The sequence below is a fragment of the Leisingera sp. genome, assembly GCF_982940295.1.
The window spans coordinates 1-26,073 of the sequence record NZ_CEYXRG010000022.1 but is presented as its reverse complement, the minus strand read 5'-3'; the positions used below and the strand labels follow the sequence as shown (position 1 = coordinate 26,073).

At 65.7% G+C, this 26,073-nt stretch carries 22 protein-coding genes; 3 read left to right on the top strand and 19 right to left on the bottom strand.

What is annotated here, in order from left to right:
- Positions 1-144 precede the first annotated feature (144 nt).
- The 10 genes from ftsZ to ftsW form a co-directional block, all read right to left on the bottom strand.
- Positions 145-1,854, bottom strand: coding sequence for a cell division protein FtsZ (gene ftsZ / locus AC4HIX_RS17440; RefSeq protein ID WP_490399902.1), 1,710 nt, complete (start codon positions 1,852-1,854; stop codon positions 145-147).
- 372 nt (positions 1,855-2,226) lie between these two features.
- On the bottom strand, positions 2,227-3,561 hold the full coding sequence (gene ftsA / locus AC4HIX_RS17435) for a cell division protein FtsA (protein WP_475046481.1): 1,335 nt from the start codon (positions 3,559-3,561) through the stop codon (positions 2,227-2,229).
- 1 nt (position 3,562) lies between these two features.
- Positions 3,563-4,456 carry a cell division protein FtsQ/DivIB gene (locus AC4HIX_RS17430; RefSeq protein WP_490399901.1) on the bottom strand — a complete coding sequence of 298 codons (894 nt, stop codon included), beginning with the start codon at positions 4,454-4,456 and terminating at the stop codon, positions 3,563-3,565.
- Positions 4,444-5,322 (bottom strand): D-alanine--D-alanine ligase, encoded by an 879-nt coding sequence (locus AC4HIX_RS17425; RefSeq protein ID WP_475052981.1) that lies wholly within the window; start codon positions 5,320-5,322, stop codon positions 4,444-4,446. Before AC4HIX_RS17425 ends, AC4HIX_RS17430 begins: the two co-directional genes overlap by 13 nt.
- Before the next feature lie 357 nt (positions 5,323-5,679).
- Positions 5,680-6,621, bottom strand: coding sequence for a UDP-N-acetylmuramate dehydrogenase (gene murB / locus AC4HIX_RS17420; RefSeq protein WP_490399900.1), 942 nt, complete (start codon positions 6,619-6,621; stop codon positions 5,680-5,682).
- Entirely contained in the window at positions 6,573-6,884 is a 312-nt protein-coding gene (locus tag AC4HIX_RS17415; RefSeq protein WP_490399899.1) for a hypothetical protein, read from the bottom strand. Before AC4HIX_RS17415 ends, murB begins: the two co-directional genes overlap by 49 nt.
- A 123-nt stretch (positions 6,885-7,007) precedes the next feature.
- On the bottom strand, positions 7,008-7,256 hold the full coding sequence (locus AC4HIX_RS17410) for a DUF2484 family protein (protein WP_475046489.1): 249 nt from the start codon (positions 7,254-7,256) through the stop codon (positions 7,008-7,010).
- Between the two features lie 100 nt (positions 7,257-7,356).
- Entirely contained in the window at positions 7,357-8,754 is a 1,398-nt protein-coding gene (gene murC, locus AC4HIX_RS17405; protein WP_490399898.1) for a UDP-N-acetylmuramate--L-alanine ligase, read from the bottom strand.
- A 4-nt stretch (positions 8,755-8,758) separates the two neighbouring features.
- Positions 8,759-9,850, bottom strand: coding sequence for a UDP-N-acetylglucosamine--N-acetylmuramyl-(pentapeptide) pyrophosphoryl-undecaprenol N-acetylglucosamine transferase (locus AC4HIX_RS17400; RefSeq protein ID WP_475046492.1), 1,092 nt, complete (start codon positions 9,848-9,850; stop codon positions 8,759-8,761).
- 28 nt (positions 9,851-9,878) lie between these two features.
- Positions 9,879-11,045, bottom strand: a complete 1,167-nt coding sequence (gene ftsW / locus AC4HIX_RS17395) for a putative lipid II flippase FtsW (protein ID WP_490399897.1) — start codon at positions 11,043-11,045, stop codon at positions 9,879-9,881.
- Positions 11,046-11,280: 235 nt separating this feature from the next.
- Between ftsW and AC4HIX_RS17390 the strand changes: the two genes are divergently transcribed.
- Complete coding sequence (locus tag AC4HIX_RS17390) at positions 11,281-12,462, top strand: BaiN/RdsA family NAD(P)/FAD-dependent oxidoreductase (RefSeq protein WP_490399896.1); 1,182 nt, start codon at positions 11,281-11,283, stop codon at positions 12,460-12,462.
- Positions 12,463-12,608: 146 nt separating this feature from the next.
- On the opposite strand, the gene murD is transcribed toward AC4HIX_RS17390, so the two are convergent.
- Positions 12,609-14,006 (bottom strand): UDP-N-acetylmuramoyl-L-alanine--D-glutamate ligase, encoded by a 1,398-nt coding sequence (gene murD / locus AC4HIX_RS17385; protein ID WP_490399895.1) that lies wholly within the window; start codon positions 14,004-14,006, stop codon positions 12,609-12,611.
- Positions 14,007-14,135: 129 nt separating this feature from the next.
- Here murD and AC4HIX_RS17380 point away from each other — a divergent pair, with 129 nt between their 5' ends.
- Positions 14,136-15,050: a glutaminase gene (locus AC4HIX_RS17380; protein ID WP_490399894.1), complete on the top strand. Its 915-nt coding sequence runs from the start codon at positions 14,136-14,138 to the stop codon at positions 15,048-15,050.
- A gap of 602 nt (positions 15,051-15,652) precedes the next feature.
- Here AC4HIX_RS17380 and mraY read toward each other — a convergent pair.
- From mraY to AC4HIX_RS17340, 8 genes are all read right to left on the bottom strand, one after another.
- Positions 15,653-16,735 (bottom strand): phospho-N-acetylmuramoyl-pentapeptide-transferase, encoded by a 1,083-nt coding sequence (gene mraY, locus AC4HIX_RS17375; protein ID WP_475046501.1) that lies wholly within the window; start codon positions 16,733-16,735, stop codon positions 15,653-15,655.
- 21 nt (positions 16,736-16,756) lie between these two features.
- Positions 16,757-18,157, bottom strand: a complete 1,401-nt coding sequence (locus AC4HIX_RS17370) for a UDP-N-acetylmuramoyl-tripeptide--D-alanyl-D-alanine ligase (RefSeq protein WP_490399893.1) — start codon at positions 18,155-18,157, stop codon at positions 16,757-16,759.
- A complete protein-coding gene (locus tag AC4HIX_RS17365; protein WP_490399892.1) occupies positions 18,154-19,641 on the bottom strand; it encodes a UDP-N-acetylmuramoyl-L-alanyl-D-glutamate--2,6-diaminopimelate ligase in 1,488 nt (495 codons plus the stop codon). Before AC4HIX_RS17365 ends, AC4HIX_RS17370 begins: the two co-directional genes overlap by 4 nt.
- Before the next feature lie 17 nt (positions 19,642-19,658).
- On the bottom strand, positions 19,659-21,443 hold the full coding sequence (locus AC4HIX_RS17360) for a peptidoglycan D,D-transpeptidase FtsI family protein (protein ID WP_475046507.1): 1,785 nt from the start codon (positions 21,441-21,443) through the stop codon (positions 19,659-19,661).
- On the bottom strand, positions 21,440-21,790 hold the full coding sequence (gene ftsL, locus AC4HIX_RS17355) for a cell division protein FtsL (RefSeq protein WP_475046509.1): 351 nt from the start codon (positions 21,788-21,790) through the stop codon (positions 21,440-21,442). Before ftsL ends, AC4HIX_RS17360 begins: the two co-directional genes overlap by 4 nt.
- Positions 21,787-22,779, bottom strand: a complete 993-nt coding sequence (gene rsmH / locus AC4HIX_RS17350; RefSeq protein WP_490399891.1) for a 16S rRNA (cytosine(1402)-N(4))-methyltransferase RsmH — start codon at positions 22,777-22,779, stop codon at positions 21,787-21,789. The genes ftsL and rsmH overlap by 4 nt, the downstream gene beginning before the upstream one ends.
- Positions 22,780-22,782: 3 nt before the next feature.
- Positions 22,783-23,286, bottom strand: coding sequence for a division/cell wall cluster transcriptional repressor MraZ (mraZ, locus tag AC4HIX_RS17345; RefSeq protein ID WP_475046513.1), 504 nt, complete (start codon positions 23,284-23,286; stop codon positions 22,783-22,785).
- An 850-nt stretch (positions 23,287-24,136) separates the two neighbouring features.
- Complete coding sequence (locus AC4HIX_RS17340; protein ID WP_490399890.1) at positions 24,137-25,201, bottom strand: Mrp/NBP35 family ATP-binding protein; 1,065 nt, start codon at positions 25,199-25,201, stop codon at positions 24,137-24,139.
- 364 nt (positions 25,202-25,565) lie between these two features.
- Between AC4HIX_RS17340 and AC4HIX_RS17335 the strand changes: the two genes are divergently transcribed.
- Positions 25,566-25,775, top strand: coding sequence for a DUF1127 domain-containing protein (locus tag AC4HIX_RS17335; RefSeq protein ID WP_490399889.1), 210 nt, complete (start codon positions 25,566-25,568; stop codon positions 25,773-25,775).
- Positions 25,776-26,073 lie beyond the last annotated feature (298 nt).

Genomic DNA, 26,073 nt, shown 5'->3' with positions numbered 1-26,073 from the left:
AAAAACCTACAACTCAATCTTTGTAACGGTTTGAAACATGGCTGTAACAGATAGGCAAAACACCGCTTAGATCCACGCAAAGCACTGATCCAAAAAGAGAAAGCCGCCCAAAAGGCGGCTTTCGTCAGCGTCAGATGTGATGCGTCAGTTGGCCTGGCGGCGCAGAAACGCGGGGATTTCGATGCGTTCCTGGTCGGGATCAGGCTGCTGCGCCTGGGCCTGCTGAGGCTGTGCCGAGGGGGCCGGCGCCTGCATTGCGGGCTGCTGGCGCACCGCTTGGGGCTGCTGTTTGGCCGCCGGGGTCTCAGTTGTGCCGGTCATGCGGTGGATCAGCGAATTCAGGCCGAACCGGCGCTGGCCCTCGGGCTGCTGCTGTTGTTGCTGTTGCTGCTGCGAAGCCGGTGCAACCGGCGCCACCGGACGCGGCTGCTGTGCCTGCGGCTGCTGGACCCGCTGGGCCGCGGCCTGCAGACGCTCCAGCGCCTGCGGCGACGGGGTGCCCGGCGCGGGCGCCTTGGGTGCGACAAAGGCGTCTGCCTGCTGCCCGGCAACATCCGCCTGCGGGCGGAACTCAGGCACCTGCGGCTGGTAGGCCGGCGGCGGCAGGCCGTCATCGCCCATCTGCTCCGGCTCTTCAAAGACGTCGCCTGACTGGTCCTGCTCAGCGGCCTGCTGCACGTTCATCTCTTCGAACAGCGACGGCTCTTCCAGCGCGGCGGGGGCTTGAGCAGGTTCCGCAGCCGGGGCCGGGGCGGCCTCCACAGGCCGCGGCTGCTCAACCGGGGTTTCCAGTTCCAACGGCGCGGCGCGGGTTTCCTCGACGGTGACAGTCTGGCGCAGCGGTGCCGACATCGGGCGGCGCGGCACCGGCATATCGGTGTTCACGTCGGTGGCGTCGATGCCGGTGGCCACGACGGAGACCCGCATCTTGCCTTCCATGCCGGTGTCCAGGGTGGAACCGACGATGATGTTGGCATCCGGATCCACTTCCTCGCGGATGCGGTTGGCCGCCTCGTCCAGTTCGAACAGGGTCAGGTCGTGGCTGCCGGTGATGTTGATCAGCACGCCCTTGGCACCCTTGAGGCTGATTTCGTCCAGCAGCGGGTTGGCAATCGCCTTCTCGGCGGCCTGCACGGCGCGGTCTTCGCCCTCGCCCTCGCCGGTGCCCATCATCGCCTTGCCCATCTCGTCCATCACGGCGCGGACGTCGGCAAAGTCGAGGTTGATCAGGCCCGGGCGCACCATCAGGTCGGTCACACCCTTGACGCCCTGATACAGCACGTCATCCGCCATCGAGAACGCCTCGGTGAAGGTGGTCTTCTCGTTGGCGAGGCGGAACAGGTTCTGGTTCGGGATGATGATCAGCGTGTCCACAACCTTTTGCAGGCTTTCGACACCGCTTTCGGCCTGGCGCATCCGCTTGAGGCCCTCGAACTGGAACGGCTTGGTCACGACACCAACGGTCAGAACGCCCAGCTCCCGCGCCGCCTGCGCGATGATCGGCGCCGCGCCGGTGCCGGTGCCGCCGCCCATGCCCGCGGTGATAAAGCACATATGCGCGCCCGCCAGATGGTCGACGATCTGCTCGATGCTTTCCTCAGCCGCGGCGGAGCCCACCTGCGGGCGGGCGCCTGCGCCCAGGCCCTCGGTCACTTTCACACCCAGCTGGATGCGGGCCTTGGCCGCGCTTTGCTGCAGGGCCTGCGCGTCGGTATTGGCCACGACGAATTCAACGCCGTCCAATTCCTTCTCGATCATGTTGTTGACGGCGTTGCCGCCGGCCCCGCCGACACCAAATACCGTGATCTTCGGCTTCAACTCTTCCTGCCCGGGCATCGAAAGATTCAACGTCATGCTCTTACCGCCTGTGTTACCCGCCCTCCCGCAAAGGGCTTGTTCCTGTCCTATTCACCATAATCTTACCGCGGAGGGGATGTTTCGTCATCCCAAAAAGCACAATGTGCCACAAAATAAGGTCTCAATTCTAAGACCAAACCGCGGTATTTCGCCGTCCCTAGCAGATATTGCGGTTTACGCACAAGCCCTACACAACACAGAGGATCCATCCGCAAAATCCTTAGTGCGGAGGACGTTTCTCTGATCTGTGGCTGGCCACTGCCCGGCCTGCTGAATCGCCGCTTTTGCGCGGACGTTAAGAACAACCTAACGGGTCCTGCCGGCGCTGTCACGCCCTCTTTGCCCATCCAGGTTGAATTGATTTGCCGGTTACCAGTTGTCGCGGAACCAGCGCACGGCGCGGCCCAGGGTGCCCGCCGGATGGCGGCTGGCAGGCATGTCGAAATCCCACCACTCATCCTGCGGATGCGCCGCAAACAGGCACAGCCCCACGGCAGAGGCAAAGCCCGGACCGGTCGCCGATTGCGGCAGGCCATGCACGCGCAGCGGGCGGCCCAGGCGCACTTGCTGGCCGAGGATCCGGCTCGCCAGCCCGTCCAGACCCATGATCTGGCTGGAGCCGCCGGTCAGCACGATCTGCTGGCTGGACAGGTATTCGAACCCGGCCGCATCGAGCCGTGCCCGCACTTCCTCAAGTATCTCCTCGACGCGCGGGCGCATGATGCCGATCAGCTCCGCCCGGCTGACGGTGCGGCGGTCATGCTCCCAGTCACCGGTATCGCCGCCGATGTCGATCATGTCGCGGTCGTCGGCACCGGTGGCATGGACGCCGCCGCAGAAGGTCTTGATCCGCTCGGCATTGGCCAGCGGCACCCCCAGCCCCATCGAGATGTCGCTGGTGATGTGATCGCCGCCCAGACGCACCGCGTCGGCATAGATCATGTGCTTTTTCATGAAGATCGAGATCGAGGTGGAGCCGCCGCCCATGTCGATGCAGGCCGCGCCCAGCTCCTGCTCATCCTCGACCAGCGCCGAGAAGCCGGAGACATAGGCCGACGACGCGATCCCCGCCAGCTCAAGGTCGCAGCGCTGGATGCAGCGCACCAGGTTCTGCACGGCGATGGCATCGACCGTCAGCATGTGCATGTCGACCGCCAGGGTCTGCCCCATCTGGCCGCGCGGATCGGCGAGGCCGGAGCGGTTGTCGAGCGCAAAGTTCACCGGCTGGGCGTGCAGCACCTCCCGGCCGGCGCCGTATTCCGGCACTTCGCAGGAGGCCAGCACCTGGGCGACCTCATTCTCCGAAACCACCTGGCCTTCCAGATCCAGCTTTGCATCCAGCCCGTAGGAGCGCGGATTGGCGCCGGAGAAACAGGCGATCACGTGATCGACGCGCACCTCTGCCATCTTCTGCGCCGCCTGCACCGCGGTGCGGATGGCGCGCTCGGTCTCCTGCATCGCGGTGATCTCACCGAACTGCACCCCGCGCGAGCGGGTGGTGGCCGCACCAATCACCCTAAAGCCCGACTGCCCGGCCAGCGCACCGATGGAGCCATCCTCGCTCAGCTTGCCAGTGCCGTCAAAGCGCAGCACCAGGCAGGCGATCTTGGAGCTGCCCACGTCCAGAATGGCGACCACGCCGCGCTGCATCGCCTGGCGCCGCATCTGCCGCATTGCCCGCTGCGACTGATAGAGATCTGTCATGTTACTGCCCGCCCCCATTCAACTGCCGGATGCGCCACCAGTTTTCCACTGCGTTTTCGGTCATGCGGATGGTCGGGCGCCCAGCCAAGCGCATATCCACCGCCGCCACATCGCGTTCCAGCAAATCCTGTACTTCACTCACCGCCAGCACCCGCTCCAGTGCGCGCACCGGATTGTCCGCCGGCAGCATGATGCGCTGCTTGCGGTCCAGCACCACGTCCCAGCGCCGTTCGCCCACCCGCACCAGGCCGCGCAGCCGCGGCCCCAGCGGTTTCGCTGCTGCGAACAGCCGCAGCGCCTGGCCTGCGTGCCTGGCCGCACCCTTGCCCGCAATCAGCGGCAGATCGGGATGCAGGCTGCGGCGGCCCAGCTCGGCCACGTGAATGCCGTTTTCGTCCAGCAGCGCCAGCCCTTCGCGGCTGCGCCAGATCAGCGCCGGCGCGCGTTCCTCGACATCCACTTGCAGAATGCCGCCCGGACGGATCCTGACGCTTGCGGATTTCACCGGGTCCAGCCCGGTGATCACGTCGCGGATCTGCTCCAGATCCAGATCGAAGGAGCTGACCGGGAAATCCAGCGGCACCACTTCGCGAATGTCCTGCGCCACGCTGGTGCCGGCCCCGTCCACCGCCATCACCTTGACCATGAACTCAGGCCGTTCCTCGATCGCGGCGCGGGCATCGTTGATCAGCCCCTGCAGCGCATCGCGGCGGCCCTCATCCGCCAGGTAGGCGCTGCCGGCCGCCAGGACCAGGCACAAGGGCACCCCGAACCGCAAGCCGAACCGGATGCCCGGCGTCAGCATCCAGCGCTGCAGCCGGTATTTCAGCCGCGACGGCGCCGGATCCGCCCGCCCTTCGGCGCTGCGGCGGAAACGCCCCTTCAGCGGTTGCATGAAGCATCCTCCACCATCCAGGCGCACAGCTGGCCAAAGGTCATGCCGCAATGGGCCGCCTGCTCCGGCACCAGCGACGTCGGTGTCATGCCGGGCTGGGTGTTGGTCTCCAAGAGCACCAGCCCGCTGGCGCCGCGGGCCTCATCCCAGCGGAAATCGGTGCGGCTGACACCGCGGCAGCCCAAAGCCTCATGCGCCTTCAGCGCGTATTCCAGGCACAGGTCATGGATTTCCCGCGGCAGATCCGCAGGCAGCACATGGCGCGAGCCGCCGGGCTTGTACTTGGCGTCATAGTCATACCAGCCGTCGGTCAGGATATCGGTCACAGTCAGCGCCCGGTCCCCGATCACCGTGGTGGTCAGCTCGCGTCCCGGCGCGTAGGTCTCGACCATCACCTCTGCCGGCATCTCCTCCGACAGCTGCGGCGGGCCGTTGGCGGCCTCATGCACGATATAGATGCCGACGCTGGAGCCCTCGTTGTTGGGCTTCACCACATAGGGCGGCGCCATCACATGGCCGGCCGTGACGTCATCCTTGGCAAACAGGCCGCTGTCGACCACCGGCAGCCCCGCGGAGCGGTAGACTTCCTTGGAGCGCTGCTTGTCCATCGCCAGCGCCGAGGCCAGCACGCCGGAATGGGTATAGGGAATGCCCAGCCACTCCAGCAGGCCCTGGACGCAGCCGTCCTCGCCCCAGCGCCCATGCAGCGCGTTGAACACCACGTCCGGTTTGATCTCTGCCAGGCGCGCGTGCAGGTCCCGGCCTGCATCCACCTCTACAACCTCGAACCCCTCACCGCGCAAAGCGGCCGCGCATTCGCGGCCGCTGGACAGCGATACCTCGCGTTCGGCCGACGGTCCGCCCATCAGCACCGCGACTTTCGGGAGTGCCCTGCTCGACTTACTCACCACAAGCGCCTCAATATGCGGGGCTTTTCTGCCCCTGGTTCTTGGGACCCCGTCAGGGCCCGCCTCATGCCTTAGCGCCGGAATGCCTCCGGCTGATTTTTGCGGGGCTCTTCGCCCCGGATCCTGCGGGGGCCGCGCCCCTGAAAACCGGCAAGCCATTGCCGCCTCTTCGGCACCCTAACGCCCAAATACTTACCGGGGTGTTAACACTGCCTTTACCACGTTTAACAATTGCCGCTGCCCGGGTCCCGCCGGGACCATATGGTGCCTCAAGCTGCGGCTGCAGAAGCCTTTGTCAGCGTTCAGGTTTTCCAGTTATTCGGGAAGCGGATCACCAATCCGCATGATTTCCCACTCTAACGTGATGCCGGAATTCTCGTAAACCTTTTTCCGCACGTCCTCGCCCAGACCTTCCAGATCTGCGGCGGTTGCGCCACCGGTGTTGATCAGAAAGTTGGAATGCTTCTCGCTCATCTGGGCGCCGCCGCGCCGGGCGCCGCGCATGCCGGCGTTGTCGATCACCTTCCAGGCCTTGAGGTCATGGACATCATCCGCCCGCCCGGTCGAGGAGAATCCCGCCGGATTGCGGAAGGTCGATCCGGCCGAGCGGTCCTTGACCGGCTGCGTCTCATCCCGCTTTTGCAGCTGAGACTCCATCCTAGCATGCAGCTCCGCCGGGTCGCCCTTGGGGCCGCGCAGTTTCGCCGAGACCAGCACCGCGCCCTCGGGGAACGCGGTCTGGCGGTACTGAAAGCCCAGCTCGTCGGCGGTGATCTCGCGGATCTCTCCCTGGCGGGTCACGATGGTGGCCGAGACAAAGACATCGGCGGTATAGCTGCCATAGCAGCCCGCATTCATCCGCACCGCGCCGCCGATCGAGCCGGGGATGGTGCGAAGGAAGGTGAGGTCGACACCCGCATCCGCAGCCTTCTTTGCCACATGCGCATCCAGCGCTGCCGCCCCTGCGGTGACGGTATCGCCATCCGTTTCAATGCTGTTGAAGCCGCGCCCCAGCCGGATCACCACCGCGCGCAAGCCCCCGTCGCGCACGATCAGGTTGGAACCGACTCCCATCGGGAACACCTGCACCGCCGGGTCCAGCTGGCGCAGGAATTCGGCCAGATCCTCGGTGTCCGCCGGCTGAAACAGGTGGTCCGCCGGACCGCCCACCCGCAGCCAGGTCAGCTCCGCCAGCAGCTTCTGCCGGGTCAGCCGCCCGCGAGCCGCCGGAAGTATGATTTCAGAACGCGCCGCCATCGTCTTTTCTGCCCCAGTTTCCAGCCTATGAACGCGCACAGTCCGTAAACAAGATGGCCATTGAAATAAAGGGACAACACGCCCTGGCGGAGATCGTGTTCATGATTTTGCTCAAACACGCTGACAGCCAGCCCCGCCAGAATACCAGCCCAGAGCACTGCCACCCCCTTGGCGAGCCGCAGCCTCCGGTAGCGGGCAAGACAATAGAAGCCAATCAGCCAAGCCGCGCCAAACGCGAGCCAGGCTGCAAACACAGCGGCCATGAGCAGCCTCCACCGGCGGCAAAAACATGCCGGAACGCAACAAGGAACAATCGCCCCTCGCGCATTGGTAGGCCACCACAGAAAATATTTCGTTAAGTCCGGCGCCTGGCTGCGGCGCGGCCGTCAGCGTCCCAGGGAGCGCCTGATATAGCGGCCCAGGTAAATCACCGGCCAGCGCAGCACCGACATCCCCGCCAGCAGCACGGCCAGCCCCCACCAGGGGCCGTTCTCCCAGGCGACATAGCCCAGCAGCGGAATGCCCAGTGCAATCAGCACATAAGCCCGGGTCCAATGGCCGTCGCGGCTGGGGATCATCCCCAGAATATTGGCGGCCAGCGCCCAGACAGCGGCAAGCGTCAAAGACAGCGTCATTTCCGCCTCCTCAATCCGGCAGCTTCATCTGGCCGGAAATATCCCGGGGGGAGCTGCCGCAGGCGGCGGGGGGCAGAGCCCCCTTTCTGCAATCGCGCCCTCAACGTTCCAGCCGCGCAGGCAAACCGTTGGCCCAGGTGCTGATGGTGCCCGCGCCCAGGCAGACAACCATATCGCCGGGCCGCGCCTGCTCGCGCACCAGGCGCTCCAGGTCTTCCTCGTTCAGCAGTGCGCGGGCATGGCGGTGGCCGTGGCGGATCAGGCCCGCCACCAGGTCGTCGCGGCTGGCGCCCTCGATCGGGTCTTCGCCGGCGGCAAAGACCTCGGCAATCGCCACCACATCGGCCTCGTTGAAGCAGGCGCAGAAGTCGTCAAACAGATTCGACAGGCGTGAATAGCGGTGCGGCTGATGCACAGCGATCACCCGGCCCTCGCAGGCCTGGCGCGCCGCCTTGAGCACCGCGGCGATCTCCACCGGGTGGTGGCCGTAATCGTCAATGATGGTGACGCCGTTCACTTCGCCCACCTTGGTGAACCGCCGGTTCACGCCGCCAAAGGCCGCAAGCGCGGTGCGGATTTCGGTGCTGTTCATGCCCAGATGCCGCGCTACCGCCACGGCGGACAGCGCGTTGGAGACATTGTGGTCCCCCGGCATCGGCAGGGTGCAGCCCTCGATCACCCGGTCCTCGGCCTGCAGCACCACGTCGAAATGCGCCACGCCGCCCTTGTAGGTCAGGTTCACCGCCCGCACATCGGCCTGTGCGTTGAAGCCATAGGTCACCACCCGGCGGTCGGAGATCCGGCCCACCAGCGCCTGCACCTCGGCATGGTCGGTGCAGCATACCGCGACGCCGTAGAACGGGATGTTGGAAACAAACTCCAGAAACCCGTCGCGCAAGCGGTCGAAGTCGCCCCAATGCTCCATATGCTCGGGGTCGATGTTGGTCACCACGGCAATGGTCGCGGGCAGGCGGTTGAAAGAACCGTCGCTCTCATCCGCTTCGACCACCATCCATTCGCCCTGCCCCATCCGCGCGTTGGAGCCATAGGCGTGAATGATGCCGCCGTTGATGATCGTCGGATCAAAGCCGCCGGCCACCATCAGCTCCGCCATCATGGTGGTGGTGGTGGTCTTGCCGTGAGTGCCGGCAATGGCGACGTTCGATTTCAGCCGCATCAGCTCCGCCAGCATGTCGGCGCGGCGCACCACCGGCAGGCCGCGCAGGCGGGCCTCGTCCAGCTCCGGGTTGCCCGGCTTGATCGCCGAGGAGATCACCACAACCGCGGCCTCCTCCAGGTTCTCCGCCTTCTGGCCCACAAAGATGCGCGCCCCCAGCTCCTGCAGGCGGCTGGTGATCTTGGAGGATTTCAGGTCCGATCCCTGCACCATATAGCCGAGGTTCAACAGCACCTCGGCGATGCCCGACATGCCGATGCCTCCGATACCGACAAAGTGGATCGGGCCGACGTCACCGGGCAGTTTGGTTGCTGGGTTCATACTCTCATCCTTCCTCGGCCAGTTGCTCCACCAATGCCGCCAACCGGTCGGTGGCATCGGGAACTCCGGCGCTCAAAGCGGCTGCCGCCATTTGCGTGGCAGCCTGCGGGTTACTCAGAATCGCGCCCATATGCTCTGCCAGCACGGGGATATCAAGGGCGCTTTCCGGGATCATAACAGCGGCATTTGCGTCAACCAGCCCGCGGGCGTTGGCGGTCTGGTGGTCGCCAGCGGCGGCGGCAAAGGGGATCAGGATCGAGGGACGCCCGATGATCGAGATATCGGCCACCGAAGACGCGCCCGATCGCGAGACCACCAGCTGCGCCTCCGACATGCGCGCAGGCACGTCGGTAAAGAATGTCTGCACATCGGCATTGATGCCATTGCTGGCATAAAAGGCGCTGACCCGCTCCAGGTCTTCCTCGCGCGCCTGATGCGACACGCGCAGGTGCCGGCGGATATTGTCCGGCAGCGCCGCTACCGCGGCGGGCACCACGTCGGACAGGATGCGCGCGCCCTGGCTGCCGCCCATCACCAAAAGCGACATCGGGTAGTCGCCGGGCGGGATATAGCCGGCGCCTGCCCGCTCCATCACCGCGCTGCGCACCGGGTTGCCCACATGCTCATGCGGCACGCCGTCGGGCAGAGAGGTGGGCCAGGTGCCGCAGGCCACCCCGGCCACGCGGGTGGCAAAGATCTGGTTCACACGCCCCAGCACGCCGTTCTGCTCATGGATCATCCGCGGCAGCTTCAACAGCGTTGCCGCGCCCAGCGCCGGGATCGACGGGTAGCCGCCAAAGCCGATCACCGCATCGGGGCGGTCGCTTCGCATTTGCATCGCCATCGACAGAACACCGCCCGCAATCTTCGGCCCCACCAGCGCCTTGGCCAGCAGCCCGCCGCGGGCAAAGGTGGCCGAAGACACCTGCGAGATCTCAACCGCGCTCGGAAACGCCGCGGTATAGCGTGCGCCGCGCGCGTCGGTCGACAGTTTCACCCGCCAGCCGCGCGCCAGCATTGCCTCGGCCAGCGCCTGTGCAGGAAACATATGGCCGCCGGTTCCTCCGGCAGCCATCAAAAGCAGTTTCTGTGCCATTCCCAGGTGGTCTCTTTTCCAAATCTCTTCAGCGGCCGCGGCCGTTCAGGTAGTCGGCAATCCCGCCCTGCGGGCGCGTCCGGGTAAAGGCCAGCAGCATACCCACTGCGATCCCGGTGGCAATCAGCGAGGATCCGCCGTAGCTGACAAACGGCAAAGTCATGCCTTTTGCGGGCAAGAGCCGCACCGCAACCCCCATGTTGATCATCGCCTGCACACCGAACATGCACACGAGACCAGTGCCCGCGAGGCGGATAAAGATATCGCGCTCGCGCATCAGCCTAAACAGCGACCGCACCACGATCAGCGCATAAAGCGCGATCAGCACCGCCACCAGCACCAGCCCGTATTCCTCGGCCGCAACCGCGACGATGAAATCGGTGTGCGCATCCGGCAGCGACCATTTCACCTGGCCTTCGCCAACGCCGACCCCGAACAGCCCGCCCTCGCGGATCGCGTTGGTGGCATATCCCAGCTGGGTGGTCGGATCGACATCGGGGTTCAAAAAGCCGTCGATGCGGCGGGCAAAGTGCTCTGAGCTGTTATAGGCAAAGACACCGCCCAGCACGACAACGGCGGCCATGCAGACCAGAAGCAGCATCGGCGCGCCGGCGACGAAGTACATCACTCCCCAGCCGAACAGGATCAGGCTGGCCTGGCCGAAATCCGGCTGCAAAACCAGCATCATTACCACCATCATGCACAGCGCAAAGGACATCAGCGTGCCCGGCGGGCCGTTGATCTGCTGGCTGGCGGCGATCATCCAGGCGGCAACAACGATGAATCCGGGCTTCAGGAACTCCGACGGCTGCAGGGAGGCAAACCCCAGCGAATACCAGCGCACCGCGCCCTTGCCGAAATCGGTGCCGAAGATGGGCAGGAACGCCAGCGCCACAAATGCCACGGCAAAGCCGACCACCGCCAGCCGCCGCACCAGCGTCGGCGACATCACCGAAGTGATCAGCATCGCGGCCAGCGCCGTCAGGCCAAAAACCGCCTGCCGCTGCACATAGTGGAAATTGCCGAACCCGTTCCGCTCCGCCAGCGGCACCGAGGCGGCAAGCCCCAGGAGCAGCCCGATCACGAACAGCATCAGGATGCAGGACATCGTCCATTTATCCAGCGTCCGCCACCATTTCGGAAGGATCGGCTCGCCTGCCCGCACAGGAACCGCGCCATAGACCATCTCAGTCATGGGAATACCGCCACTATTTGCCTCGCTCCGCCCCATTTTTCGGGGTCTCACCTAAACTGTAACGATTCGTGAGCCATGGCGCCAGAAAAAGAACACCCTTCGGCGGAATCTCACCACCCCGCCGCGGGCCTGTCTTGACAGGCAGGAAGTTGCCCGGCAGCCGGCAGCAATCCGCAAAAGCCCGCCGCCCGGCCTCCCCCTTGCGCCGGCGCCGGTTCCGTGGTCGATGCCCGCCATGCAGACCAACACCCTGATTCTCGGCGCCGGCGCGGCTGGCATGATGTGCGCGGCTCATGCCGGCGGCAGTACCCTGGTGATCGACCACGCCAAAGCGCCGGGCGAGAAAATCCGCATTTCCGGCGGCGGCCGCTGCAATTTCACCAACATGTATGCGGAAGCGAAGAACTACCTTTCCGCCAATCCGCACTTCTGCAAATCCGCCCTCGCCCGATACACCCAGTGGGATTTCATCGAGCTGGTCAGCCGCCACGGCATCGCCTGGCACGAGAAAACCCTGGGCCAGCTGTTCTGCGACGGTTCCTCCAAACAGATCATCACGATGCTGGTGGATGAGATGCGGCAGGCCGGCGCAGATCTTTGGCTGCACACGTCGGTAGAGAGCGTGGAACGGACCGCGGACGGCTACCGCGTCAAACTGCTGCGCGAGGGCAAGGCGCAGACCGTCACCTGCCGCAACCTGGTGCTGGCCACCGGCGGCAAGTCGATTCCCAAGATGGGCGCCACCGGGCTTGCCTATGACCTCGCCCGCCAGTTCGGGCTGGAGCTGACCGAGACCCGCGCAGGCCTGGTGCCCTTCACCTTCCCGGACGGCCGTTTCCAGCCGCTGGCCGGCGTCTCCCTGCCCGCGCGGCTGTCGAACGACCGCACGTCCTTCGACGAGGCGCTGCTGTTCACCCACCGCGGCCTCTCAGGACCCTCGGTGCTGCAGCTCTCCTCCTACTGGCGCGAAGGCGAGGAGATCACCGCGAACCTGATCCCGGAGACGCCGCTCTACGGCCTGTTGCGCGACCAGCGCCAAGCGGAAGGCCGCCGCGACCTGACCACCGAACTCTCCCGCCACCTGCCCGGCAAGCTGGTGGAGTTCCTCGCGCCGCAGCTTGGCCTAAAGGGCCGCCTCGCCGACCAGTCCGACGCCGCGCTGACCGCCCTCTGCGAAGCCCTGCAAAACTGGCGCCTGCTGCCCGCAGGCACCGAGGGCTACCGCACGGCGGAAGTCACCCTGGGCGGCATCGATACCGATGGCCTCTCCTCTAAGACCATGGAGGCGAAATCCGCCCCCGGCCTCTATGCCATTGGCGAAGCCGTGGACGTGACCGGCTGGCTCGGCGGCTACAACTTCCAATGGGCCTGGTCGTCGGGCCACGCCGCAGGCACCGCCATCGCCGCCAAGGGCTGAGCCGCAGTTTCAACTGGTGGTTTTCCGCTTCGGAGCCGCCTTCGCTTGGCCGCGCGCGGCAGCTCTGGCAGGCACAGGACAAGTGAAGGCGGGTGCGAAGCGGATTTTCCGCTTAGGTGAGCCTGAAGCCCCTTTGCGCCTTCCCGTCACCCCAGCCGCGTCTTCACTTCCGCGGTGAAATCATCGCCGCGCTGCTCGAAGTTGTCGTACTGATCGAAACTCGCTGCGGCCGGCGCCAGCAGCACGGTGTCGCCTTCCTGCGAGTCTTCCATGGCCCGCGCCACCGCCGCCGCCATGGTGGTGCAGACCTCCGCCTCCACATCCAGCTGCAGCGCAAAGCCCGCCGCCTCGCGCCCGATCACATAGGCCTTCACCACATTGCCGGTCTGCCCCTTCAGCGCGTCCAGCCCGCCGTCCTTCTCCAGCCCGCCGCAGATCCAGCGGATGTTCTTGAAGGCACTCAAGGCTTTGACCGCGCTGTCGAGGTTGGTGGCCTTGCTGTCATTCACATAGCGCACGCCTGCCGCTTCTGCGATGGTCTGGCTCCTGTGCGGCAGGCCCGGGAACGTGGCCATCGCATCGCCGATCAGCCGCGGCGCCAGCCCCAGGGTGCGCGCCGCCGCATAGGCCGCGCAGGCGTTCTGGTGGTTGTGCGCGCCCGGCAGGCCGGTCATTTCGCGCAGGTCGATGGAGGCCGCCTGCCGCCCCTTGCGGTACTCGCTCAGGAACCCTTTGCGGGCAAAGACCTGCCAGCCCGGACCAGTCAGCTTGCGCGCCGCGGAAATCCGGATCACCCTGTCGTCGCTTGACCCCTCGGACAGCTGACCGGCCAGGAACAGCCCTTCATCCTCGTCGATGCCAATGACCGCGCGGTCCGGCCCGCCCTCGGCGAACAGGCGGCGCTTGGCGGCGAAATAGCCGCCCATGCCGCCGTGCCGGTCCAGGTGGTCGGGCGACAGGTTGGTGAAGACTGCCACATCCGGGGTCAGCGCGCGGGCAAGTTCGGTCTGATAGCTCGACAGCTCCAGCACCACCACGCCGCCCTCGCCCGGCGGGTCGATGTCCAGCACGCCGCGGCCGATGTTGCCCGCCAGCTGGCTCTCGCGGCCCGCCTCCTGCAGGATGTGGTGCAACAGCGCCACCGTGGTCGATTTGCCGTTGGAGCCGGTCACCGCCACCACCCGCGGCGGCTGGTCGTGCATCTGCCATTCGGCGTCCGCAAAGGATCGGAAGAACAGGCCGATGTCATTGTCCACCGGCACCCCGGCCTCCATCGCCGCACGGATCACCGGGTTCGGCTTGGGATACAGATGCGGAATGCCGGGCGAGGTGATCAGCGCCGCCACATCGTCAAAGGCGCCCGGTTTGTGCAGGTCGCGGCAGGTGAAACCTTCCGCCTCCGCCGCCTCCCGCGCTGCCGGGTTGTCGTCCCAGCACAGGGCCTCTGCCCCGCCTGCCCGCAACGCCCGCGCAGTGGCCAGACCGGACCGGCCCAGCCCCAGAACCGCCAGTTTCGCGCCCTCATATCCTTTGACCGGGATCATCGCCTGCACTCCCTCGAAATTGGTGCTGAAACCGCTACCCGATCCATCCGGGCTTTGCCAGTGCTGTCAGATTGACAAGGCCCCGCCCATACCCGAAGTTCCCTCTCAGGACAGAGGAAGGAGTGACGCTTGGCACCGGATATTCAAACCTTGCTCGACCGGATCAGCGCAGACATGCACGGCCGCGCCGACCGCGGCGAAGTCGCCAGCTACATCCCCGAACTCGGCCAGGTGGACCCGGACCAGTTCGCCATCGCAGTGGCCACCGCCGGCGGCAAGCTGTTTCACGCGGGCGATGCGCAGACCCGGTTTTCCGCCCAAAGCATCACCAAGGTGTTCACCCTCGCCATCGCGCTCGGGCGCGCAGGCGACCAGCTCTGGAGCCGTGTCGGGCGCGAACCCTCCGGCACCGCCTTCAACTCCATCGTCCAGCTGGAGCACGAGCGCGGCCGCCCCCGCAACCCCTTTGTCAACGCCGGCGCCATTGTCACAACCGACGAGCTGCTGGCAGGCCGCGAGCCCCGGGAAGCGCTGGCGGAGATCCTCGGCTTCATCCGCGCTGCGGCAGGCGATGAGGACATCCACATCAACAAGGCGGTCGCCAGCTCGGAAACCCGCCACGGCCACCGCAACTTTGCCCATGCCAATTTCCTGGCCTCCTTCGGCAACCTCAAGAACACGCCGGAAAAGACGCTCGGCACCTATTTCCACCAATGCGCCACCGAGATGACGACGGTGCAGCTGGCCAAGGCCGGGCGCTTCCTGATCGGTGCCGACAAGGGGCCAAGCCTGGTGTCGCAGGGCCGGGTCCGGCGCCTGAATGCGCTGATGCTGACCTGCGGCCATTATGATGGCTCGGGGGAGTTCGCCTACCGCGTCGGCCTGCCCGCCAAAAGCGGTGTCGGCGGCGGCATCCTGGCGATTGTGCCGGGCAAGGCCAGCGTTGCGGTGTGGTCCCCGGGCCTGGACCACAACGGCAACTCCAAGCTGGGCACCGAAGCAATGGAGCGGCTGGCCCGTGAGATGGATTGGTCGGTGTTCTGAACCGGTTGCACCGGGCACCCCGGCGCAGCATGTACAGAGCGGCGGCGGGAATGCGCCAAAAAAAACGCCCTTGATACCTTACATTTCAATCCGGTCTAAGGCCTCCATTGAACCGGGCGCAATCAAACCTCACAGAAGTGAAAACCATGTGCTCGCCACCTAGGGCGGCGCCCGGGCCGAGGGGTGGGCGTGAAGCGCCCTCCCCGTGGGGTCGGTCCGGGCGCTGCCCGGCGTGCCGCCGGGCGGGTGTCTTGCAGCAGGTGTTGCGCAGCCAGCGACCGGTGCCCTCACCGGACCTTCACTCGCCTGCGCTACGTTCGAACCGTTGCAACGAGAAGACCAGGAGACCGGCCCCCTCAGACCACCTCCTCATTGGGTGCAGGGCGGGCCCGCACAGGCCGATAGACGGGCATGGCCCCCTGGCAAGGGCCATCCGATGCTCCGCCCCTCCGGCGGCGCCGCCTTCTTCTTGAAAAACAAACCGCCCGAAGCCTCAGCCCCGAGCGGTTCCAGAGATCAGAGAGTTCAAACCGCCCCGCCAAAGAAACAGCGCGGCGGCCAAGAGCCGTAGGGTGGGCGATTCCGCCCACCGCTGCGCTGCCTTAACGCACCTTCAGCGTGGCCAGCCCGATCATCGCCAGGATCAGCGAGATGATCCAGAAGCGGATCACGATGGTCGGCTCCGCCCAGCCCTTTTTCTCGTAGTGGTGATGGATCGGCGCCATCAGGAACACCCGCCGCCCGGTGCGCTTGAAGTAGAGCACCTGAATGATCACCGACAGCGCCTCAACCACGAACAGGCCGCCGACAATGGCCAGAACCAACTCGTGCTTGGTGGCGACCGCGATGGCCCCCAGCGCACCGCCCAGGGCCAGCGATCCGGTGTCGCCCATGAACACCGCCGCAGGCGGCGCGTTGTACCACAGAAAGCCGAGGCCTGCGCCGAACAGCGCGGCGGTGAAGATCAGAATTTCGCCGGTGCCGGGCACGTAATGCACGTCCAGATACTCGGTGAAGTCGACCCGCCCCACCGCATAAGCGATGACGCCCAGCGTGCCGGCCGCAATCATCGACGGCATGATGGCGAGACCGTCCAGACCATCGGTCAGGTTCACCGCATTGGCGGCGCCGACAATGACGCAGATCGAAAACGGCACGTAGAAGATCCCGAGATTGATCAGCGTGTCCTTGAACACCGGCAGCGCCAGCTGGTGCTGCAGCGGCTCCGGGTGATAGGCCGCAGCCCACAGCGAGGCTGTTACAGCGATCAGCACGCCCAGCAGCAGCCGCACCTTGCCCGGAACGCCCTTGGTGTTCTGCTTTGAGACCTTGGCGTAATCGTCGGCAAAACCGATCAGGCCATAGGCCATAGTCACAAACAGAACCAGCCAGACAAAGGGGTTATCCCAGCGCGCCCACATCAGCGTCGCAGTCAGCAGCGCGCCTACGATCAAGAGGCCGCCCATGGTCGGGGTGCCCGCCTTGGAGAAATGCCCCTCAGGCCCGTCGTCGCGGATCGGCTGGCCCTTGCCCTGCCGCTTGCGCAGCACGTTGATCAGCGGCTTGCCGAACAGGAAGCCGAAGATCAGCGCGGTCAGAAAGGCGCCGCCTGCGCGGAATGTGATATAGCGGAACAGGTTGTAGAAATCCCCCCCGTCCGACAAAGCGGTCAGCCAATAGAGCATCCTGGCCCTTCCCTCGTTCTTTTACGCGTTTTCTGAGTTGGGGCCGGAGTGACCCATTTCGCGGATGCCGTCAACGATCTTGGCCAATGCCATGCTCAAAGAGCCCTTGGCCAGCACGATATCGCCGCCTTGGATTTCGCCTGCCAGCCCGGGCACCGCCTCCGCACTGGTCTCATACCAGCCGCCGCGCTTGCCCTCTGGCAGCGCGCCGTGCAGAGCCTGCATCAGCGGGCCGATGCAGTGGATCTTGTCGATGCCCTGAACCGCGTCCAGATCCGCCAGCCCGGCGTGCAGTTCCGCTTCCTGCGGGCCAAGTTCCTTCATGTCGCCGACATAGGCGATCCTGCGGCCCTCTCCGGGGGTGGCCGCCAGCACCGCCAGCGCCGCCGCCATCGAGGTCGGGTTGGCGTTATAGCTGTCGTCCAGGAGGGTGATGGTGCCGCTGTCCAGCCGGATCACCTCACGCACGCCGCGGCCCTTGACCGGCGACCACAGGGCGAGGCTTTCGGCTGCTTTAACCGGGTCGGCCCCCAGCGCCTCGACACAGGCCAGCGCGCCCAGGGCGTTCATCGCAAAATGCGCGCCAAGCGATTGAATATGCAGCTCAACGTCGCGGCCATTGGCGGTGGCGCGTGCAACGGTCTCTTCGCCTTCGATCCCGGCGGAGTGAAGTTTGTAGTCCTCTGCGCGTTCCCCGAACCAGCGGGCAGTTGCGCCCAGCTCCGCCGCCACATCCCGCAGCACGTGCGCCTCGGGAATATCGGCGTTCAGCACCGCCACGCCGCCCGGCTCCAGCCCTTCCATGATCGCGGCCTTCTCGCGGGCGATGCCCTCGACGTTTTCAAACGCTTCCAGATGCACCGCGGCCACGGTGGTCACCATCGCCACATGCGGGCGGGCCTGTTTTGCCAGGGGCGCAATTTCGCCGGGGTGGTTCATGCCGATCTCGATCACCGCAAATTCGGTGTCGCGCGGCATCCGCGCCAGCGTCAGCGGCACGCCCCAGTGGTTGTTGTAGCTGGCAACGGCGGCATGGGTGCGGCCCTGATCGGACAGCATCCGCGCCAGCATTTCCTTGGTCGAGGTCTTGCCGACCGAGCCGGTGACGGCAACGACCTTGGCGCTCGTGCGGGCGCGGGACGCCTTGCCCAAAGCCTCCAGCCCCGCCTGCACGTCGTCCACGATCAGCAGCGGCGCATCCGCGCGAACGCCCTCGGGAATGCGAGAGACCAGCGCAGCGCCTGCGCCCTTCTCCAGCGCCTGCGCCACGAAATCATGGCCGTCGCGGGCGGCTTTCAGCGCCACGAACATGTCGCCGGGTTCAATGGTGCGGGTGTCGATCGACAGGCCGGAGACAGCCCAGTCCCCCTGCGCCTGCCCGCCGGTGGCGGCGGCGGCCTCGTCTGCGGTCCAGAGCGTCATGCGATCCTCCCGTCCAGCGCAGCCACGGCAATGCTGGCCTGCTCCACATCGTCAAAGGGCAGCACCGTGTCGCCCACGGTCTGGCCGGTCTCATGCCCCTTGCCGCAGACAATCAGCGCATCGCCTGGTTGCAGCATGTCGGCCCCGCGCAGGATCGCCTCGGCACGGTCACCGATCTCGATGCAGTCCGGCGCGCCGCCCTTCACAGCGGCGCGGATGATGGCCGGATCCTCGCTGCGGGGGTTGTCGTCGGTGACGATCACTACATCCGCGTTCTCATGCGCTGCCTGCCCCATCAGGGGCCGCTTCGTGGTGTCGCGGTCGCCGCCCGCGCCGACGATGGCAATCAGCCGGCCCAGCACATGCGGGCGCAGGGCCTTGATGGCGCTGGCCACCGCGTCCGGCGTATGGGCGTAATCGACAAACACGGCCGAGCCGTTGTCCCGCTCCGCCGCCAGCTGCATCCGGCCGCGAACAGTGGTGAGATGCGGCAGGGTCTCAAACACCCGCTCCGGGTCCTCGCCGCCGGCAATCACCAGCCCGCAGGCCAGCAGCACGTTCTCCGCCTGGAAGCCGCCAATGAGGTTCAGCCGCACCTGATAGGGCTTGTCATGCCAGGCAAAGCGCATGTCCTGGCCGGTGCCGTCATAGCGCAGGCCCAACAGGCTGAGGTCACCCAAGCCGCGCCCGACGCTGATCACCTCCTGCCCGCGGGCGGCGGCCACCGCGCGCATCTCCGGACCCCGGGGGTCGTTCATGTTGATGACGGCGACGCCCTCCTCCGGCAGAACCCGGCGGAACAGGCCCGCCTTGGCGGCGAAATAGGCCTCAAACGTCTCGTGATAATCCAGGTGGTCCTGGGTGAAATTGGTGAAGCCGGCAGCGGCCAGCTGCACCCCGTCCAGACGCCGCTGGTCCAGCCCGTGCGAAGACGCTTCCATCGCCGCATGGGTAACCCCCGCCGCCGCGGCCTCAGCCAGCGCGCGGTGCAGGGTGATCGGTTCCGGCGTGGTGTGGGCCAGCGGATAGCTCCAGGCGCCCTCGATGCCGGTGGTGCCCATGTTGACGGCCTGATGGCCCAGCTCCATCCAGATCTGGCGCACGAAGGTCGCCACGGACGTCTTGCCGTTGGTGCCGGTCACCGCGACCACAGTCTGCGGCTGGCCGCCGAACCACAGGGCGGCGGCATAGGCCAGCGTCTGGCGCGGGTCCTCGACCACAACCAGCGCGGCGTGGCTTTCATCCAGCACCTTGGCGGCAATCTCTGCCCCGGCAGCATCTGTCAGGATGGCAGAGGCGCCCTTCTCCAGCGCGCCGGGGATGAATTTTGCGCCATGCACCTGGCTGCCCGGCAGTGCCGCGAAAAGATACCCCTCGCGCACCTCGCGGCTGTCCACCGCCAGGCCGCTGATCTGCGGATCGGCGCCGCCGCGGGCGGTCAGCCCCAATTGGCTCAGGGGCTGGTCTGGTCTGCTGCTGCTCATGGCGGCCCTCACCTGGATTAGTTCGAGGTCAGGGTTATACCAGTCACCTCTGCGGGTTCAACTTGCGGACGCAGGCCCAAGAGCGGCGCGACACGGCCGATCATCTCAGCCGCCACCGGGGTGGCGGTCCAGCCTGCTGTGCGTCGCTCCTCGCCGTGGGCGATGATGGAGGGTTCGTCCAGCGTCACGATCAGCACGTACTTCGGGTCATGTGCCGGGAAAATAGAGGCAAAAGTGGCAATCACCTTGTCATCGTAATAGCCGCCGCGGGGCTTGGGCTTGTCGGCGGTGCCGGTCTTGCCACCCACCTGATAGCCCTCGACCTCGGCAAAAGATGCGGTGCCTTCGCTGACCACCTTGCGCAACATCTTGCGCGCAGCGGCGGCGGAGGCCTCGCTCATCACCCGTTCGCCCAGCTGCGGGCCGTTCTGCTTCAGAATCGTCGGCGCCACGTAGCGGCCGCCGTTGGCCACCGCGGCATAGCCCGCCGCCAGATGCATCGGCGTGGTGGAGATGCCGTGGCCGTAGGAGATGGTCATCGCCGACAGTTCCGACCAGTTGGCGGGCAAGAGCGGCTTGCCGCCAGCAGCCTCGGAGATTTCAAACGGCGTCGGCTCCAGCATCCCCAGCGTGTCGAGGAAGCTTTTCTGACGCTCCACCCCGATCTGCTGCGCCAGCCGTGCGGTGCCGATGTTGGAGGATTTGACGATGATCTTGGTCACCGACATCTCGTTGCCGTAGTTGCGGAAATCGCGGATCGCAAAACGGCCCCAGCGCAGCGGCCCGCGGGTGTCGATCACGGTGTCGGCGCCGACCAGCCCCAGATCCATCGCCTGCGCGGCGGTGAATATCTTGAAGGTGGAGCCAAGCTCATACACACCCTGCACTGCGCGGTTGAACAGCGGGCTAACCGAGGGGTCAAAGCCGGAGGCAGGCGGGCGCGGCCGGTCGTTCGGATCGAAGTCTGGGAAGGAAACCACAGAGATCACCTCGCCCGTTTGGGCGTCCATCAGGATCGAAGTGGCCCCCTTGGCGTTCATCAGCTTCATGCCGCCATAAAGCACCTGCTCAGCCGCTGCCTGCACCGTCAGGTCCAGCGACAGCTGCAGCGGCTTGCCGCCGTTGGCCGGGTCGCGCAGGTAGTCGTCGAACTGGCGCTCGACACCGGCCACGCCGATCACCTCAGCCGCGTTCACGCCTTCCTTGCCGAAACCTGCGCCGCCGAGCACGTGGGCGGCCAGGCTGCCGTTGGGATACAGCCGCATTTCCCGCGGGCCGAACATCAGGCCGGGATCACCGATGTCATGCACCGCCTGGAGCTGCTCAGGGCTGATTTTCTTTTTTACCCACAGAAACTTGCGCTTGCCGGTGAAATCCTTGATCAGCCGCTCGCGGTCAAGGTCGGGGAAAATCTCCACCAGCTTTTCCGCGGCACCGATGGGGTCGATCATTTGCGGCGGCTGGGCATAAAGCGAATGGGTTTCAAAGTTGGTAGCCAGCAGGCGGCCCTTGCGGTCGACGATGTCGGCGCGCTGCATGGCGATGGCGCTGCCGGGCACGCTGGCGACGGGCTCTGCCGGTTCGGAGACCGCTGTCGTGGCCATGCGGGCAATGATCGCCCCGAAGGCGCAGACAAAGAACAGCCCAAGAACCAAAAGCCGCCCCTCGGCGCGCTGCCGGGACTGCACCTGCATTTCCTGATGGCGCAGGCTGAGGTTCTCGCGTTCGATCGCATCCGGGTTTTCACCGGTCGCGCGGGCATGAAGGATGCGGGCCAGCGGGCGGAGCGGTGTGCGGATCATGGCTGCGTCCTCAGGTTCAGGCCGGAGACTTCAACCTCGTTGGTGATCTCCAGCTCCGGCGGCGCCGGGTAGGACACTTCATCCACCCGCCCGAACTGATCCGGGCGCAGCGGCAGAAGGCCGAGGCGGTCGAAATTGATATCCGCCAGATCGCGCAGCCGCTGCGGGCGGTTGAGATAGGCCCATTCGGCGCGCAGCACGCTGAGCCGGACCTGCGCCGCGCCGATCTGCTGCTGCAGCGCCCGGGTTTCCTTCAGCACCTGCTGGGTGGCGTAGTTTTCGCGGTAGGCCCAAAAGGCAAGGCCAAAGACAGCCAGACAAGTTGCGGCATACAGCAGGGTCTTCATTTACGCGTCTCTTTCAGCTGCGGCATTCCAAGCTCCTTGGCCGAGATCGGCCCCGGCGCGGCATCAGTCCGGCGCCCGACCCGCAGGCGGGCGGAACGGGCGCGCGGGTTTTCGGCCAGCTCCTGATCGTCCGGGCCCACGGCCTTGCGGGTGACCAGTTCGAACTGGGCGGGGGTTTCCTCCTGCTCCGGCGCATAGCGGTTGGCGCGGCCGGTCTTGCCTGCGCGGTGCTGGAAGAAGCGTTTGACCATGCGGTCCTCGACCGAGTGGAAGGTGACAACGGCCAAGAGCCCGCCCGGCTTCAGCGCCCGTTCGGCGGCCAGCAGGCCCTCGAACAGCTCGTCATATTCGGCGTTCACCGCGATGCGCAGGCCCTGGAAGCTGCGGGTCGCAGGGTGCGACTGGCCCGGCTTGGGGCGCGGCAGGCAGCTCTCGATGATGCCCGCGAGGCGCAGGGTGGTGGTGATCGGCTCGATTTCGCGTTCCCGGACGATCGCCTTGGCGATGCGGCGGCTGGCACGTTCCTCGCCGTAGTGGAACAGGATGTCGGCGATCTGCGCCTCGGTGAGTTCCGCGATCAGGTCGGCGGCGGAGGGGCCGGACTGCGACATCCGCATGTCCAGCGGGCCGTCCTTCATAAAGGAGAAGCCGCGTTCGGCCAGGTCCAGCTGCATGGAGGAAACGCCGAGGTCCAGCACCACGCCGTCGAGGTCCTGGGCATATTCATCCATCCGGGAAAACACGCCCTGCTGCAGGATGAGGCGGTCGCCGTACTCCCCGGCCCAGGGTTTTGCGAGCTCAAAGGCCAGCGGGTCGCGGTCAACGCCGATCACCTGCTCCGCCCCGGCTTCCAGCAGGCCCCGGGTATAGCCGCCGGCACCGAAGGTGCCATCCAGCCAGCGGCCGGTAACGGGGGCAACCGCCTGCAGGAGCGGCCGCAGAAGAACGGGGATGTGGGGACCATTGGCAGCGTTCTGGTCCTGGGTCATGTCTTAAGCGCTCCCGGCGCCATCTAGGAATTCCATCGGATCGAAGCCCTCGGGCAGGTCATCCATCCACTCTTCGGCCTGGGCCAGCTCCTCGGCCTCGTAGGTTTCCGGCTTCCAGATCTGGAAGGTGTCGCCCGCGGCGATGAAAAAGGCCTCGGCCTCCAGATCAATCTTCTGGCGCAGCTTGGCGGGCAGCACCAGGCGGCCGGTCTCGTCCACGTTGGTCGGAAAGGACTGGCCGTGGAACATACGCTGCAGCATCTTGCGCTGCATCGAGCCGCGCGGCAGCTGGTCGATCTTGGCGTCGACCTCTTCGATCGCCTCGATAGTATAGCATTCCAGGAAATTGCGGCGATGGTCGCCGTAGACGATCACCAGTTCGGGGTTCTGGCCCGGCTGCCAGTTCGGATCGGCGGCCTCCAGAACACGGCGAAAGGAGGCGGGAATTGACACCCGCCCCTTGCTGTCCACCTTATGGTGGCTTTCGCCTCTGAACCTGCGGCCCAATTTACCGTCCTTTTCGCGCGTCCCTCGCGTTAATCCGTCCCCCAGAATGAAAAGGGGCGGGTTGATCTGCTGCCACTGATCAACCCGCCGCCTTGGCCCGCTTTGCGGGATGTCCGACTGCGCGCGCCACCTGGGGGGATGTCTGCTCGCTCGCGCGCCGGATCTCTTGGTTCGATGAAAGCGAAGGCCTGTATGAAACCTGCTTGTTTTGTTTTTTGGTCTGGGGTCGTTTGGCGCCCCGTCCCTCGTCTCATCTGATGAAACAGGGATACTATGGGAATTGATGGCCCTGCAACTGTTTTTTGCGGGAAATCGCTCAGGGGTTGGCGGCGAACGCAGAGATTCGCAAGAGATTCGTGGCCATCTCAGGCCAAAATTACGAATTTGTTGTGAGCAAAGCGACCGCAAACACTAGATATAGGTGCGAGTTGCGAAGGTAATTTTTTTCCCATAGTTTCCCGCGATTCCGTCAGACGACTCGCTGAAACCGCGTATGTTCGCACTGTGTTCTCAAGCCGTCTGTCCTCAACAAGCCGGAAAGTTCCATTGCCTGCGTTTGAGCACGCGGTGATTCGCGCTGGCAAGAGGGAATAAGCGGAAATCCGGGCCATGATTTCCCATGCCGCCCATGATTTCCCGCCTGTCCCGCAAATTCCCAGCCGTCCCATGGTTTCCCAGCCGCCCCATGCGGTCCCATTCCGGGCGGCCCGTCCCATCCGGTCCCGGACCGGGCAGACGATCCCATCTGCGCCCATTCGGCGACGCCGAACGGCAGAAGGCCCGCCACATGGGCGGGCCATCAGATGCAGGGTGCCAATACCTATATAGAGAGAGTTCGGCCCGCGGCGCGTCAGGCCATGCCGCCCCTGACCAGCCCTTCGGCGATCCGGGCATAGGCCTGGGCCATTGCGCCCTCGCCCGCAGCCACCGGCGTGCCGCTGTCGCCCGCGAGCCGGGTTTCCAGGTCGATCGGCAAAGCCCCCAGCAGCGGCAGCCCCAGCGTTTCCGCCTCCGCCGCGACGCCGCCATGGCCGAAGATGTGATGCTCGCTGCCGCAATCCGGGCAGGCGAAGAAGGACATATTCTCAATCAGCCCCAGCACCGGGGTTTTCAGCGTGCCGAACATGTCCAGCGCCTTGCGTGCGTCCAGCAGCGCCACGTCCTGCGGGGTGGATACGACGATGGCGCCCGTCAGCTCTGCCTTGGTGCAAAGCGTCAGCTGCACATCGCCGGTGCCGGGCGGCAGGTCGACGATCAGCACGTCCAGCTCACCCCAATTCACCTGCCCCAGCATCTGCTGCAGCGCGCCCATCAGCATCGGGCCGCGCCAGACCACCGCCTTGCCCTCCTCCAGCATGAAACCGATCGACATCAGGGTGACGCCATGAGCGTGCAGCGGCTCGATGGTCTTGCCGTCGGGGCTGGCGGGGCGGCCTTTGGCGCCCATCATCCGAGGCTGGGAGGGGCCGTATATATCGGCGTCCAGCAAGCCCACCTTGCGGCCCTGCCTGGCAAGTGCCACGGCGAGGTTGGAGGAAACGGTGGACTTCCCTACCCCGCCCTTGCCGGAAGCCACGGCCAGGATCCGCTTGACGCCCGCGGGTTTCAGCGGCTCGGCCTGCGGCTTCGGGTGGCCGCCCACCTTGAGGCTGGGAGCGGGCTGCTGCGGCGCGTGGGCGGTCAGCGCCGCGGCCACAGCCTCCACCCCGTCCAGCGACAGCACGGCCGCCTCGGCCGCCTGGCGCAAAGGCTCCATCAGTTTGGCGATTTCCAGGCTGGGTGCTTCGATCACGAAGCTGACCTTGCCGCCCTCAATGCGCAGCGCCCGCAGCATGTCGCGCGACACCAGAGTGCCGCCATCCGGCAGGGCGAGCCGCTCCAATACTGCGTGAATCTGTTCCTGGGTGACCGGCATGTCTGCGCTCCTGCGTGTTATCCGGCACATATATATGCCGCGGCAGCGGCGCTTGGAACCCGTCCGGCCCGAATGCCGCAGACGCGGCCTGGAACGGCAGCTTGCCCGCCTGTCAACAGCGGAGGCATCAGCCATGCACAGGCTGCCGCGCGGTGCCGGGAAATTATACAGTTGCGTAAGCGGCTGCTGAAAATATCGCCATATTCCAGCTACATACCCATACGTCACCCATGCAAATGCTGCATAGCAGCAATGACGAAGCACGGGATTGCGACTTCTGGCGAGATCCCTAAATTGTGGCTCAAGCGGCGCCGCTGAGGCGCAAGACGCAGATGACGAAACGGTTGGACGAAGGAACAGACCCATGGCTGCAGCACATCAAATCTCCGCGGTGAGCGTGGCATCCCCGGTTGGCTTTCTGAACACGCTTCTGGTCAAGTTCGTCCGTTACCGGCTGTACCGCCAGACCGTCAATGAGCTGTCGGCGCTGTCGGGCCGCGAGCTGGCGGACCTGGGCCTGAGCCGCAGCGAAATCAAGCGCGTCGCCTATCAGGCCGCATACGAGAACAACTAATAGAGATCAGGCTCTTCCTCCTCCTCCCTTTTGAAGAGCCTGTGCTACGCGGCGGCATCCTCCTCCTCCCTGATGCCGCCGCACCCTATACCGGCCCAATAAGCCGGGTTTGGATCACCGGGGTCTCCTCCTCCCTTTTCCCCGGTGTATGACAGAACGGCGGTGCCCCTCCTCCTCCCTGGGCGCCGCCGTTTCTTGTTTTTCCGGGACATCAAGACATAGCCCTCCCGCTGACGCGCAGCTGCAGCCAGGCACACGCCCGGCCAAAACCGCGCTTGCTTGAGAGGAAAGGGGTGGC

What these genes read in the sequence shown, in the direction of transcription:
- ftsZ (WP_490399902.1), bottom strand. Translation starts at nt 1,854, where the DNA reads ATGACGTTGAATCTTTCGATGCCCGGGCAGGAAGAGTTGAAGCCGAAG.
- ftsA (WP_475046481.1), bottom strand. Translation starts at nt 3,561, where the DNA reads ATGACAGATCTCTATCAGTCGCAGCGGGCAATGCGGCAGATGCGGCGC.
- AC4HIX_RS17430 (WP_490399901.1), bottom strand. Translation starts at nt 4,456, where the DNA reads ATGCAACCGCTGAAGGGGCGTTTCCGCCGCAGCGCCGAAGGGCGGGCG.
- AC4HIX_RS17425 (WP_475052981.1), bottom strand. Translation starts at nt 5,322, where the DNA reads ATGGGCGGACCGTCGGCCGAACGCGAGGTATCGCTGTCCAGCGGCCGC.
- murB (WP_490399900.1), bottom strand. Translation starts at nt 6,621, where the DNA reads ATGGCGGCGCGTTCTGAAATCATACTTCCGGCGGCTCGCGGGCGGCTG.
- AC4HIX_RS17415 (WP_490399899.1), bottom strand. Translation starts at nt 6,884, where the DNA reads ATGGCCGCTGTGTTTGCAGCCTGGCTCGCGTTTGGCGCGGCTTGGCTG.
- AC4HIX_RS17410 (WP_475046489.1), bottom strand. Translation starts at nt 7,256, where the DNA reads ATGACGCTGTCTTTGACGCTTGCCGCTGTCTGGGCGCTGGCCGCCAAT.
- murC (WP_490399898.1), bottom strand. Translation starts at nt 8,754, where the DNA reads ATGAACCCAGCAACCAAACTGCCCGGTGACGTCGGCCCGATCCACTTT.
- AC4HIX_RS17400 (WP_475046492.1), bottom strand. Translation starts at nt 9,850, where the DNA reads ATGGCACAGAAACTGCTTTTGATGGCTGCCGGAGGAACCGGCGGCCAT.
- ftsW (WP_490399897.1), bottom strand. Translation starts at nt 11,045, where the DNA reads ATGACTGAGATGGTCTATGGCGCGGTTCCTGTGCGGGCAGGCGAGCCG.
- AC4HIX_RS17390 (WP_490399896.1), top strand. Translation starts at nt 11,281, where the DNA reads ATGCAGACCAACACCCTGATTCTCGGCGCCGGCGCGGCTGGCATGATG.
- murD (WP_490399895.1), bottom strand. Translation starts at nt 14,006, where the DNA reads ATGATCCCGGTCAAAGGATATGAGGGCGCGAAACTGGCGGTTCTGGGG.
- mraY (WP_475046501.1), bottom strand. Translation starts at nt 16,735, where the DNA reads ATGCTCTATTGGCTGACCGCTTTGTCGGACGGGGGGGATTTCTACAAC.
- AC4HIX_RS17370 (WP_490399893.1), bottom strand. Translation starts at nt 18,157, where the DNA reads ATGACGCTCTGGACCGCAGACGAGGCCGCCGCCGCCACCGGCGGGCAG.
- AC4HIX_RS17365 (WP_490399892.1), bottom strand. Translation starts at nt 19,641, where the DNA reads ATGAGCAGCAGCAGACCAGACCAGCCCCTGAGCCAATTGGGGCTGACC.
- AC4HIX_RS17360 (WP_475046507.1), bottom strand. Translation starts at nt 21,443, where the DNA reads ATGATCCGCACACCGCTCCGCCCGCTGGCCCGCATCCTTCATGCCCGC.
- ftsL (WP_475046509.1), bottom strand. Translation starts at nt 21,790, where the DNA reads ATGAAGACCCTGCTGTATGCCGCAACTTGTCTGGCTGTCTTTGGCCTT.
- rsmH (WP_490399891.1), bottom strand. Translation starts at nt 22,779, where the DNA reads ATGACCCAGGACCAGAACGCTGCCAATGGTCCCCACATCCCCGTTCTT.
- AC4HIX_RS17340 (WP_490399890.1), bottom strand. Translation starts at nt 25,201, where the DNA reads ATGCCGGTCACCCAGGAACAGATTCACGCAGTATTGGAGCGGCTCGCC.
- AC4HIX_RS17335 (WP_490399889.1), top strand. Translation starts at nt 25,566, where the DNA reads ATGGCTGCAGCACATCAAATCTCCGCGGTGAGCGTGGCATCCCCGGTT.